Annotated in this window: 14 protein-coding genes and 1 tRNA gene; 4 read left to right on the top strand and 11 right to left on the bottom strand. The window is 52.1% G+C overall.

What is annotated here, in order from left to right; all coding sequences use genetic code 11:
• Window positions 1–30 precede the first annotated feature (30 nt).
• The 3 genes from ACL2XJ_RS12385 to ACL2XJ_RS12375 are packed head-to-tail and all read left to right on the top strand — an operon-like array spanning window position 31 to window position 2,412.
• The gene (locus ACL2XJ_RS12385; RefSeq protein WP_413726635.1) at window positions 31–444 is read left to right on the top strand and encodes a GNAT family N-acetyltransferase; all 414 of its coding nucleotides are present in this window, start codon (window positions 31–33) and stop codon (window positions 442–444) included.
• A 13-nt stretch (window positions 445–457) separates the two neighbouring features.
• Entirely contained in the window at window positions 458–1,129 is a 672-nt protein-coding gene (locus tag ACL2XJ_RS12380; RefSeq protein WP_413726634.1) for a LuxR C-terminal-related transcriptional regulator, read from the top strand.
• Window positions 1,126–2,412 (top strand): cytosine permease, encoded by a 1,287-nt coding sequence (locus ACL2XJ_RS12375; protein WP_413726633.1) that lies wholly within the window; start codon window positions 1,126–1,128, stop codon window positions 2,410–2,412. Before ACL2XJ_RS12380 ends, ACL2XJ_RS12375 begins: the two co-directional genes overlap by 4 nt.
• 273 nt (window positions 2,413–2,685) lie before the next feature.
• Here the strand turns inward: ACL2XJ_RS12375 and ACL2XJ_RS12370 are convergent, their stop codons facing one another.
• The 9 genes from ACL2XJ_RS12370 to xerD all read right to left on the bottom strand — a co-directional run bounded on the left by ACL2XJ_RS12370 (window position 2,686) and on the right by xerD (window position 10,599).
• Window positions 2,686–2,949 carry a helix-turn-helix domain-containing protein gene (locus tag ACL2XJ_RS12370; RefSeq protein ID WP_413726632.1) on the bottom strand — a complete coding sequence of 88 codons (264 nt, stop codon included), beginning with the start codon at window positions 2,947–2,949 and terminating at the stop codon, window positions 2,686–2,688.
• Between the two features lie 446 nt (window positions 2,950–3,395).
• On the bottom strand, window positions 3,396–3,569 hold the full coding sequence (locus tag ACL2XJ_RS12365; RefSeq protein WP_203522743.1) for a hypothetical protein: 174 nt from the start codon (window positions 3,567–3,569) through the stop codon (window positions 3,396–3,398).
• A gap of 68 nt (window positions 3,570–3,637) precedes the next feature.
• On the bottom strand, window positions 3,638–3,832 hold the full coding sequence (locus ACL2XJ_RS12360) for an ash family protein (RefSeq protein WP_203522744.1): 195 nt from the start codon (window positions 3,830–3,832) through the stop codon (window positions 3,638–3,640).
• 301 nt (window positions 3,833–4,133) lie between these two features.
• Window positions 4,134–4,207: transfer RNA gene (locus ACL2XJ_RS12355), tRNA-Gly, on the bottom strand.
• A 183-nt stretch (window positions 4,208–4,390) separates the two neighbouring features.
• Window positions 4,391–5,911, bottom strand: coding sequence for a lysine--tRNA ligase (lysS, locus tag ACL2XJ_RS12350; protein WP_413726631.1), 1,521 nt, complete (start codon window positions 5,909–5,911; stop codon window positions 4,391–4,393).
• A 9-nt stretch (window positions 5,912–5,920) separates the two neighbouring features.
• Window positions 5,921–7,019 (bottom strand): peptide chain release factor 2 gene (prfB, locus tag ACL2XJ_RS12345; protein WP_413726630.1). Its coding sequence is split into 2 segments (ribosomal slippage): window positions 5,921–6,943 and window positions 6,945–7,019, totalling 1,098 coding nucleotides; the frame shifts between segments, so codons are not numbered across the junction.
• An 85-nt stretch (window positions 7,020–7,104) separates the two neighbouring features.
• Complete coding sequence (gene recJ / locus ACL2XJ_RS12340; RefSeq protein ID WP_413726629.1) at window positions 7,105–8,835, bottom strand: single-stranded-DNA-specific exonuclease RecJ; 1,731 nt, start codon at window positions 8,833–8,835, stop codon at window positions 7,105–7,107.
• A 13-nt stretch (window positions 8,836–8,848) separates the two neighbouring features.
• Window positions 8,849–9,565 (bottom strand): bifunctional protein-disulfide isomerase/oxidoreductase DsbC, encoded by a 717-nt coding sequence (dsbC, locus tag ACL2XJ_RS12335; RefSeq protein WP_413726628.1) that lies wholly within the window; start codon window positions 9,563–9,565, stop codon window positions 8,849–8,851.
• Window positions 9,566–9,699: 134 nt separating this feature from the next.
• Window positions 9,700–10,599, bottom strand: a complete 900-nt coding sequence (gene xerD / locus ACL2XJ_RS12330; RefSeq protein ID WP_132923340.1) for a site-specific tyrosine recombinase XerD — start codon at window positions 10,597–10,599, stop codon at window positions 9,700–9,702.
• Between the two features lie 101 nt (window positions 10,600–10,700).
• Here xerD and fldB point away from each other — a divergent pair, with 101 nt between their 5' ends.
• Complete coding sequence (gene fldB, locus ACL2XJ_RS12325; RefSeq protein ID WP_132923341.1) at window positions 10,701–11,219, top strand: flavodoxin FldB; 519 nt, start codon at window positions 10,701–10,703, stop codon at window positions 11,217–11,219.
• Between the two features lie 4 nt (window positions 11,220–11,223).
• On the opposite strand, the gene ACL2XJ_RS12320 is transcribed toward fldB, so the two are convergent.
• Complete coding sequence (locus ACL2XJ_RS12320) at window positions 11,224–11,649, bottom strand: protein YgfX (protein WP_132923342.1); 426 nt, start codon at window positions 11,647–11,649, stop codon at window positions 11,224–11,226.
• Window positions 11,630–11,896, bottom strand: a complete 267-nt coding sequence (gene sdhE / locus ACL2XJ_RS12315) for an FAD assembly factor SdhE (RefSeq protein WP_132923343.1) — start codon at window positions 11,894–11,896, stop codon at window positions 11,630–11,632. Before sdhE ends, ACL2XJ_RS12320 begins: the two co-directional genes overlap by 20 nt.
• Window positions 11,897–12,085 lie beyond the last annotated feature (189 nt).

The following is a 12,085-nucleotide window of genomic DNA, read 5'->3' as shown; positions in this document are numbered from 1 at the left end:
GTAGCAATAATGTTTTATGAAGGTATTACCATGGAATTAATACTAAGCGATGTACCGGATGAGGGCGAAGAAAAGCAGATACTTGATGGCTTGTGGGGATATAACCATCAATTCTCGCCGGTTCACATCCATCCGCTCAGGATAGTTTTAAAAGATCCGACTGGTAATTTACAAGGGGGAATCATTGCAAGAACTTGGTGGGGCGGGCTTGAGATACAATATTTGTGGATAGGGGAAATGTCTCGGAGGAAAGGCTATGGACGCACACTAATGACAACAGCTGAAGAAGAAGCGAGAATGAGGGGCTGTCACTTCGCGTATGTGGATACCTTAAGTTTTCAGGCTTCAGGGTTTTATAAAAATCTTGGCTATTCGGAGTATGGAAATCTTGGCGGCTTTGCACATAAATTTTCGAGGCACTATTTATTTAAGGTTTTTCGCTAATAAAAGGATTTTTATGAGGTTTGAAAATGGATATAGCAATGCTATCACATTAATTGAGAAACTCGATGAACCTTGGGGTATAAAGGATGCAGAATCACGACACGTTTATATGAATCCACCCGCGAGAAAGTACACTAACACGCCAGATAATTTCCCAATTGAAGGAAAACTGGATATTGAGTTCCCCGCTGAGTGGCATGAGTTACATGATGAGCTAATAAAGCACGACCAGATTACCATGAATAAAAAAGGCAGTGTCAGCGTTTTGGAAGTACATCACTGGAATGGTTGTTCAAAGCCTACCCCCTTTATCAGTGATAAAATACCCATTTATGAAAGTGATGGTAACTGTATCGGGATTATCTGGAACGCAAAACCCGCCTCTATAGTTAATCCAACTTTGAATATATTTAAAAAAAATAACTGTAAAACTATACCCTATGCTACAGGAGAAATAACTGAGAGAGAGCATGAGGTTATCTGGTTAATTATACATGGATATACCAGAAAGGAGATCTCCTACATACTAAATATTTCTTCATGCGCGGTGAAATGTCGGTTATATTCAGTATTTCAAAAAAAATCAATTTTTAATATAAAACAATTGCGTGAACTTTATATTAACAACAGGATGGACAGTTATATACCATCTTCAATTCTAAAAAATGGTTTACTTTTTTTATGAATAACTTTGAAAAGTATATTATCGGCCGGGTGCCACCTGAATGCCGTTTATCGTTTTTGGGTATCGCGCTGGTTCATGCAGGGATGTTAACCGCACTCGATCAGTTTATGCTTGGTGCCCTCCTAGGCCATTCAATGACTATGGCCGATGCTTTTATTGCTATTACCATTGCAAGTCTGATATTTGGCGCGCTGACATTTGCCCTGGGTTATGCGGGTATGAAAGAGGGATTGCCAGGTACAGTGCTTGCACGCTGGTGCGGCTTCGGGCGTATCGGGTCGGTACTGGTCAGTATAGTGATTGCTGTCAGTTTGTTAGGGTGGTTCGGGGTGCAAAATGCAGTGTTTGCCAGAGGTATCAACCACGCGCTGAACGGTGTCCCGGGATTTGGCCTGTCGGCTGCCGTATCAGGGATATTTCTGACATTTCTGGTGGCATTCGGCATTAAGGCGCTTAAAATCACAGCCAGCATAGCGGTTCCGCTTTTTATTACGGTTATCACTTTCATCTCCTTCCATATACTCTCGCATCAGTGTCTGATGACCGCAGCGGGATCTCCGCCACAGGGTGAAATCTTATCTGTCCCCGACGCAATAACCATAATTATGGGAAGTTGTATTGTCGCAGCACTTATGACCCCAGATATTACAAGGTATGCGAAAAAGTCTACCCATGTATTGTCAATGACATTGTTTACGATTCTTGCAGGTGAGTACCTGATTAATGGCTTGGCCATTATTCTGTCCAGAGTTTTGAATACAGAAGATGTGGTTACAATTATGGCTGAGGCTACGGGGGGCATTGGGCTACTGGCGGTAGTGTTCTCCACGCTAAGGGTTAATGACCTGAATCTTTATTCCTCATCTCTAGGGATTGCAAACACCTTTTCAGTTCTGACCGGGAAAAAAGCCAACTACACGACCATTACTATCATTATTGGGTTAATGGGCACGATGCTTTCTTTACTGGGGATACTCGAGCGGTTTGCCGATTTTCTTATGCTGCTTGGCATTGTTTTCCCGCCAATAGTCAGCGTAATGGTTGTGGGCTATTTTATGGTAAAGCAGAATACCAAAAGATTCGCTATTCTCAGACAGAACAATACGTCACCCGAAGATACAGACACTCCACTAATCGGATGGGCGGCAATTCTCGCGTGCATAACAGGTAGTCTCGCCGGAACAGTTAATAGCATTGGGATACCATCCATCAATTCACTGCTGATTGCAGGAGTGGCTTATTGGAGTGTTGAAAAAGTGAAATACCATTTCATGTTAAAGTAAAATAATAGCAGTGAATGCCAATTATAAAAAATGATTCAGTATTTTAAAATAGTGGTGTTTTGAAATACTGAATCGCCTCGTCGATTGCATTGCGGAAATAAAATGATAAAATTGCAGAAGAAATAATTTAATATTTATACAAGCATCATCCTATGAGTGACATAATACCAGCGTCATAAGTTTATGGTAAATAGGCGCCTAATTAGGACACGTCCAAATCCATCCTATACCCATGCGGCATTTTGATTAAAGCATCGTAGTTGCATAATAAAATTAAACACGGTTCCAACTCTTCCTTATTAACATATATCGATCAATTAAATTAAAGTTCGCATCATAATATCGGCTTGGCCAGATTTCAGCCGGATGAACACTGAGCGCATCAGCGATAATAAATTCGCCTTTAGGCCAAGGACGAACCAAGGCGTTTGCCAATGTGCTTGAACTGAGGCCCGCCTTACGAGATACGGCCGCGAGAGTGGTACCCTCTTTACGAAGGGCCGCTATGATGTCTGCCGGGTGCCAGTCTTTTTTCATTATTCTTCACTACCTCCATAAAAATTAACCTGCCTGACGACACATGCAACCCGCAGGTAGATGATTTTTTCCTATGCATAATCATTAATAAATTAAAATATACAGGGTGATGACTACTCGATTTGCATGTCTACAGTATGTACTTTTCGGGATTTCAAACACCAAACAAAACGGACATTGACATTTGATTTTAATTGTGATGGTCATTAATAATAGCTTACTGTTGTTCATTAAATATCCAACTCTATATTTAAGCGATCAAATTTTCCTTGTATATAGCAACTAAAAAGGGGAAGTTCTAAAATAGATATTACCCCCCCATGATTCTATTTTTATGGTGACTTCGTTTTAAAAACGCCTTAATAGAATTATTTCATAACATATCAAATAAAATTAGTTTATTCAGATAAGGCATTATCTTAAACCGTCAATAGTTAATCCAGAAATCACTCCTCCTGAATTTCCATTTCCAGCGTAAGGTTAAGTAACTCCAGTCGTTCAAAGAGTATAAATAGCAGCAATTCTCTGTACACCGGATGTTGAATTTCACTAATGGCATGAGTCAGGGCGCGACAATGGTCGACAACTTCTTCAATGGTGAGATGTGTGTTATCAAACATTATGCTTTCCCCCGTAATTGATTAATCGGAGGGGAAGGTAAAGAACGTATCTTAGGCATAGAATCGCTTCACAGTAGTTTATGATGAAAACTACCACCAGAGCTGCTAATCCCATGGGTGGTAGCCCAGACGAGGTTAGCAGTACCGGCACTACTGGAAACCGGCCAGCCCGAGGGCTGCCTCACCTGAGCCACCATAGACATAGATAAACACAATTTTAAACTGCGTTCATTATGGTGTGCCAAAGCGTCGACCAAGAGCATGCGTTTTGCATGCAATATCGCCAGTAGTGTTCCAGGCTGCTAACCCCGACTACGGATTGAGCCGTAGCAAGGTGACTATAACCCAATTTTTCAATTACATGCAATCAGATATCAGACTTTCCACTGCTTATGCGATAGCCGTTACAGTAAAATTGAAATCCATGTTTTGAGCGATTAGCCGTATCGAATACAGTCGATAATGATCGAAACTGTTGTGGGACTCAAAAAGCTGTAATAAGGAATTTATCCATATAGAAAAGCTGATCTTTTAGCTTATGGATGCTGGAATAGCAGGAGAATTTGGAGCGGGTGAAGGGAATCGAACCCTCGTATAGAGCTTGGGAAGCTCTCGTTCTACCATTGAACTACACCCGCGGGGAGAAACGCGCAGAGCATTATAACCTTATGTCGGCGGCTGACAAGCGGTCCGGCGACTAACTGCGTGAGTTTTAAACGATTATCGCCAAACAAAAGGGCCGGCGATTTTTTAGACGGCCCTTTGGGATTGCCAATACGCTCCTGCCGGGAACCCCATCCTGACCGGATGGGGCAACCGCCTTACTTCTGCGGGCGTAGCGCCGGGAACAGGATCACGTCGCGGATGGTATGGCTGTTGGTGAACAGCATGATCATCCGGTCGATGCCGATGCCCAGGCCGGCGGTGGGCGGCAAGCCGTGCTCCAGGGCCGTGACGTAGTCTTCGTCATAAAACATGGCTTCGTCGTCGCCGGCGTCCTTGGCGCGGACCTGATCGGCAAAGCGCTGCGCCTGATCTTCGGCGTCGTTCAGCTCGGAGAAGCCGTTGCCGATTTCACGGCCGCCGATAAAGAATTCAAACCGGTCGGTGAAGAACGGGTTTTCATCGTTGCGGCGCGCCAGCGGCGACACTTCCGCCGGGTATTGGGTAATGAAGGTCGGCTGGATCAGGTGGCTTTCCGCGGTCTCTTCAAATATCTCGGTTTGCACCCGGCCCAGGCCCCAGCTTTTTTCCACATGGATGCCTAAGGATTCGGCGATGGCGCTGGCCTTGGCCATGTCGTCCAAATCGGCGGGGTTCGTTTCCGGCCGATAATGGCAAATGGCTTCCCGCATGGTCATCTTGACGAAGGGCTGGCCGAAATCAAAGGTATGATCGCCATATTCCACTTTGCTGCTGCCCAAGACCCGCTGCGTCAGGGTACGGAACAAGTCTTCGGTCAACACGATCAAATCCCGGTAATCCGCGTAGGCCATATAGAGTTCCATCATGGTGAACTCGGGGTTATGGCGCGGCGAAATACCTTCGTTACGGAAATTGCGGTTGATTTCAAACACCCGTTCAAAGCCGCCCACTACCAGGCGTTTCAGATAGAGCTCCGGCGCGATGCGCAGATACATATCGATATCCAGCGCATTGTGGTGGGTAATAAACGGACGGGCGGCGGCGCCTCCGGGGATGCTTTGCATCATCGGGGTTTCCACTTCCATAAAGCCGTTGTCCACCATAAAGCGGCGGATTTCCACCATGATCTGCGAGCGCACTTTGAAAGTGTGGCGGGATTCGCCGTTGGCGATAAGATCCAGATAACGCTGGCGGTAGCGGGTTTCCTGATCGGCCAGGCCGTGGAATTTATCCGGCAGCGGGCGCATGGCTTTGGTCAGCAGACGAATCTCGGTGCAATGGATCGATAATTCGCCGGTGCGGGTTTTGAAAACCCGGCCACGGGCGCCGAGAATATCCCCCAGATCCCATTTTTTGAACTGTTCGTTGTAAACGCCTTCCGCCAGCTCGTCGCGGGCGACATAAAGCTGGATATTGCCGCCCACGTCCTGGAGATTGGCGAACGAGGCTTTGCCCATGATACGACGGGTCATCATGCGGCCGGCGACGCTGACTTCCACCCCCAGGGCCTCAAGCTCTTCGGCGGACTTACCGTCATAGGCGGCATGGAGCTTGTCGGAGGTGGTGTCGCGCCGAAAATCGTTCGGGAACGCATTACCCGACTCGCGCAGCTGCGCCAGCTTTTCGCGGCGGGCGGTCAATTCGTTATTTAAATCCAGCGCCTGGGGGGCACCTTCCTGTGATTGTGATTCAGACATCTTGGTTCCTCATAACCCGGCTTTAAGACTTGCTTCAATAAATTTATCCAGATCGCCATCCAGCACCGCCTGCGTGTTGCGTGTTTCCACGCCGGTACGCAGGTCCTTGATACGGGAATCGTCCAGGACGTAAGAGCGGATCTGGCTGCCCCAGCCTATGTCTGACTTGGTGTCTTCCAGCGCTTGTTTTTCCGCGTTTTTCTTTTGCAGCTCATACTCATACAGCTTGGCTTTGAGCTGCTTCATGGCCTGTTCTTTGTTCTTGTGCTGCGAACGGTCGTTCTGGCACTGGGTCACGATATTGGTGGGGAGATGGGTAATGCGCACCGCGGATTCGGTACGGTTAACGTGCTGGCCCCCGGCCCCGGAGGCACGGTATACGTCGATGCGTAAATCCGCCGGGTTGATTTCGATATCGATATCGTCGTCCACTTCCGGATAGACAAACGCCGAGCTGAAGGAGGTGTGGCGGCGTCCGCCGGAATCAAACGGGCTTTTGCGCACCAGACGGTGCACGCCGGTTTCGGTGCGCAGCCAGCCGAAGGCGTATTCGCCCATGATCTTGATGGTCACTGATTTGATGCCGGCGACTTCGCCGTCGGACTGTTCGATGATTTCGGTCTTGAAGCCGCGGGCTTCCGCCCAGCGCAGGTACATGCGCATCAGCATGCTGGCCCAGTCCTGCGCCTCGGTGCCGCCGGAACCGGATTGGATATCCAGGTAGCAATCGGAGCTGTCGTATTCGCCGGAGAACATGCGGCGGAATTCCAGCTGGCCCAGCTTGGCTTCCAACTGGTCCAGCTCGGCCACGGTGTCGTTAAGGGTTTCTTCGTCGTCTTCTTCCACCGCCAGTTCCAGCAGGCCGGAGACATCGTCCAGTCCGCGGGTCATCTGATCGATGGTTTCAACAATGGCTTCCAGCGAGGAGCGTTCCTTGCCCAGCGCCTGCGCGCGTTCGGGTTCGTTCCAGACGCCGGGCTGTTCCAGCTCGGCTATGACCTCTTCGAGACGTTCCTTCTTGAGATCGTAGTCAAAGATACCCCCTGAGAACTTCCGTCCGTTCAGACAGGTCCTGGATGCGGTTTTTTACCGGATTGATTTCAAACATGAGTGTCATTTGCTCGTAAAGAGATAGAGTGCGTATTAACCGGCTATTCTAGCGGATCCGCGCCAATGTTTGTAGCGTCTTAGGCTTAGAGCGGCCAGAGATGCTGGATTAATAATTGAACCGTTCGATTACCGCGATATTCGTTCACATCCAGCTTATAGGCCATCTCAACGGTGCGGACGCTGTTGTCGGGCCAAATCCGGTTATCGATATTAAACGCGATGCCGTCCAGCAGCGGCCCGCCGGTCAGGGGTTCAACCATGAGCTTTAGGTGTTTTTCACCCACCAGCCGCTGTTGCAGCACACGGAATCTGCCGTCGAACAGCGGTTCGGGAAAGGCTTGCCCCCAGGGGCCGCCGTCGCGCAGGAGTTCGGCGGTGGGCAGGTTCAGTTCGGCGCCTGACAGTTCGCCATCGGACCAGACCACGCCGTCCAGCTGCGCCGGATCCAGCCACTCGTTCACCAGTTCGGCGAAACGCTGCCGGAAGGGTTCGTATTGGACCTGCTCCAGGGAGAGCCCGGCGGCCATGGCGTGCCCGCCGAATTTCAGGATCATGCCGGGATAGAGCGTATCCAGTCTTTCCAGCAGATCGCGTAAATGCAAACCGGCCACCGATCGGCCGGATCCTTTCAACAGGCCCTCCCCCGCCGGGGCGAAGGCGATAACCGGGCGATGGAAGCGTTCCTTGATGCGGGAAGCCAGTATTCCCACCACGCCCTGGTGCCATTCGGCGTGATAAATCGCCAAACCGTAGGGGAGTGCCGTTTGGCTGCGCTCCATCTCGCCGCACAGCGCCAGGGCTTCCGTTTCCATGCCCTGCTCGATCTCGCGCCGGGTTTGATTCAATGAATCCAGCTCACCGGCCAGCATGCGGGCCTGGGACAGATCCTCGGTCAACAGCAGTTCAACCCCCACCGACATATCGTCCAGGCGGCCGGCGGCGTTCAGGCGCGGCCCCAGGGCAAAACCGAGATCGGCGGCGCAGAGCCGGGCAGTGTCGCGATTGGCGATTTCCGCCAGGGCACGAATACCCGGCCGGCAGCGGCCGGCGCGGATCCGGCTGATGCCCTGATGCACCAGGATGCGATTATTGCGGTCAAGGGGCACCACATCGGCCACCGTGCCGAGAGCCACCAGATCCAGAAGCTCAGCCAGCTTGGGCGCCGGCAGGTTTTTTTGCCCGAACCAGCCGCTTTCGTGCAGCCGGGCGCGCAGCGCCAGCATCAGGTAAAAAGACACGCCGACTCCCGCCAGGGATTTGGAGGGAAAGGCGCAGCCGTTCAAATTGGGGTTCACGATGGCATCGGCGTCGGGCAAGGTCTCGCCGGGCAGGTGATGATCGGTAATCAGCACCGGGATGCCGTGCCGGTGCGCCAGCTCGACGCCCGAATGGGAGGAAATGCCGTTATCCACCGTCACGATGATTTGCGCGCCGCGCGCCATGGCCTGTTCCACCACTTCGGGGCTCAGGCCGTAACCGTCCTCGAAACGATTGGGCACCAGGTAATCGATATGTTCCCCGCCCATCTGGCGCAGCGCGAGCACCATGACGGCGGTGCTGGTGGCGCCGTCGGCGTCAAAATCCCCCACCACCATTAATCGGCGGTTATCCGCCAGCGCGCCCACCAGCATATCCACGGCAAGTTCGATGCCGTCCAACTGCTGATAGGCCAGCAAACCCCGGACGCCGCGCTCGAGGTCGTCGCCGGTCTTGATGCCCCGCAGCGCGTAAAGGCGCCTTAGCAGGGGGGGAAGATCCACGTCAAGCAACCCGTCGTCGGCCGCCGCCGGGCGACGCCGTAATACCGTTTTCATGTCCGTCACGTTATCAGCCGCCCGTCGCGCCGTTTGGCGATTGCTGATCGAGCATCGCCGCCATCTCTTTCGGGCTTTGATAGCCCGGGACCATGACCCCGCTTTCCAGCAGGATGGCCGGCGTGCCCTGGATGCCGTACTGGACGCCAAGCTGGTAATGCCGGCTGAGATCGGTCTTACAGGTGGCCGGAGGCACCGCATCGCCTTTCATGGCTTTATCAAAGGCCGTTTTGGGGTCGGCGCTGCACCAGACCGAAACCATGTCTTTCTCCGATTGGGAATTCAGGCCCTGGCGCGGAAAAGCCAGGTAGCGGATGGTAATGCCCAGCGCGTTGTAGTCTTTTATCTGTTCATGGAGCTTGTGGCAGTACCCGCAGGTGACATCGGTAAAGACGGTGATGACGTGTTTTTGCACAGGCGCCTGGTAAACGATCATCTCGTCCTGCATGGCGTTTAATCGTTTGTTCAATAATTGATTGGTGACATTCACCGGCTGGCTGCTGCCGACATCGTACATCGGGCCCTGTATGACGTGCCTACCGTCATCGGAGACATAGAGCACGCCGCTTTCCGTAAGCACGGTTTTCAGGCCCGCCACCGGCGAGGGCTGGATTTCGGCGCGATGCACGCCCAGGCGGTCAAGGGCGTGCGTGATCGCGGCGTCGTCGGCATAAGCCAGGCGGGCGGTGGCCAGCGCCACGAAAGAGAGCAATAGCAGCCTTTTTTTCATTGTTAAGTCCTTTGATTATCTGTCCTAATGGTATTTGTAAAGTCCGTTAGCAGGCGGCCCTTGGATACATCCCTCTATCGGCATTGGGAGGTATCACGGCCGTGATCATGCCGGCCGGTTGAACCTATACCGGCTCACCCCCGGGGATGATGCTGCTGGTGTATCAGTTTCAAGCGCTCGGTGGCCACATGGGTGTAAATCTGGGTGGTGGAGAGATCGCTATGCCCCAGCAACAGCTGTACCACGCGCAGGTCCGCGCCATGATTCAGCAGGTGAGTGGCGAACGCATGCCGCAGGACATGGGGCGAGAGCCGCGCGCTGTCGATACCCGCCAGAATCGCATAATGTTTGATGCGATGCCAGAACGTCTGCCGGGTCATTTTCTGGCTGCGATTGCTGGGAAACAGGATATCCGAGCTGTGTTCATTCATCAGCCAGGGACGGGCATGTTCCAGATAATACTCCACCCAGTGTACCGCTTCTTCTCCCAGCGGCACCAACCGTTCTTTATCTCCTTTGCCCACCACCCGCACCACGCCCTGGCGCAGGCTGATATCGCTCATGGTCAGCCCCACCAGTTCGGAAACCCGAAGGCCGGTGGCGTACAGCACTTCCAGCATGGCTTTGTCCCGTATCTCTATGGGCTGTTCCAGCACCGGCGCGTTAAGCAATGCCGACACCTGCGCCTCGCTGAGATCCTTGGGCAAGCGCTGGGGCAGCTTGGGGGCCGCCAACAGGGCGCTGGGATCGTCGTCGCGCACTTTTTCCCGATACAGATACTGGAAAAAACGCCGCATGGCGCTGAGCAGCCGCGCTGAGCTGGCCGCTTTGTAGCCTTCCGCCAGGCGGGCGGCGAGATAGGATTGCAAATCCGGTGCCCCGGCGCTCAAAAGGGAGCTTTGCTGCCGGACCAGCCAATCGTCAAGCTGCTGCAAATCGAGGCGGTAGGCCGACAGGGTATTCTCCGCCAGGTTGCGCTCCAGCCAAAGGGCATCAAGGAACTGTTCGATCCATGGGTTATTTTGCTGTTGCATCTAGGCCCCTGCTGGTTTACGACAGGCTACATTATGCCTGATACGAAGGTAAATCTGGTACACTTGTTGTTATCAGGTTGTCATGAAGAGTATGGCTAAAGATGAAAGTCGGTTTGTTTTATGGCTCCAGTACCTGCTACACCGAAATGGCCGCGGAAAAAATTCGCGATATTCTCGGTGCGGACCTGGTGGAGCTGCATAATATCAAAGATGTGCCGCCACAGCGCATGGAAGATTATCCGGTATTGATCCTAGGCATCCCCACCTGGGATTTCGGCGAAATCCAGGAGGATTGGGATGCGGTCTGGCCGCAGCTGTCCGGGCTGGATCTGTCCGGTAAAATCATCGCCTTATACGGTATGGGCGATCAATTGGGCTACGGCGAATGGTTTTTGGACGCGCTGGGCTATCTGCACGACGTCCTGACGCCCACCGGCGCGCGGTTTATCGGCTATTGGCCGATCAAAGGCTACGAATTCACCAGTCCGAAAGCCCTGAGCCCCGACGGACGGCATTTTGTCGGTCTGGCCTTGGACGAGGTGAACCAGTACGATCTGAGCGACAGCCGTCTGCAGCAATGGTGCGAGCAAATTCTAAACGAAATGGCCGCCCTGCTATAAGAAATTAACGATCGTGCCGCTGTTGCACCGAGGCGGCATGCAGCAAAGCCTGGCGCAGGCTGCGCCATTCGCGCTGGTCCATGCTGTCCGCCGCCAGCCAGAGTTTGCGTGTGCGCCTTCCCCCCACCTGGCGTAACGAGATCAGGATGCCGCTTTTCAGCATCCAGGGCGTTCCCCTGATTAACCAGTCTTTATTATGCCAGCGCAGGTGCAGGCCGCTTTGCAGCACGAGTTCCCCCCGACAGGCCATGATATTTCTCTGACTGCGAATGCACTCGAAGACCACAAGCGTAATAAGCGTGACCCAAACCAGACCGTAATTCTCGGGCCAGGGGGATAACAGAATCAATAGCGTCAATATCCCGTGAATCACCAGGGAGAAGATTTGCGTGCGCCACGACACCCTTACATCACAGCGCCAGAGGGCCACGGGCTTTATTTCGTGTTTGTATCAGGTTAATCATTTTTTTCAATCCGCTATCCTGGGGCTCGCCATGATTCATCAGCCAGTTGAAAAGATCCGGGTCGTCGCATTCCAACAGACGCACGAACAAACCTTTGTCCTCGTCGCTCAGGGTGTCGAAATCGTATTCAAAAAACGGCATTATCGAGATATCCAGTTCACGCATGCCCCGGCGGCAGGCCCAGTGGATGCGGGCTCTATTATCAATATCCATATGGACTTTATACCTCCCATGCTGACATTTCGGCAGCTAGTTTAACCTGTTTTGCTATTGCGCATTACATAAAACGATACATTCCGACACGTTCTGCTAATTTTTCCCGATGCATATCGCACGGATAGGCAAAAATCCGGCGAAATAACCGCTTGCAAAGCCCTGAGGCTATTTTACCATTGACCTATA

Origin of the sequence: Sodalis sp. RH16 (assembly GCF_047324245.1) — a bacterium.
GTDB classification, from domain to species: Bacteria; Pseudomonadota; Gammaproteobacteria; order Enterobacterales; family Enterobacteriaceae; genus Acerihabitans; species Acerihabitans ligni.
The sequence above is the reverse complement of the archived record's forward strand: the minus strand, read 5'-3'. Positions and strand labels throughout refer to the sequence as shown.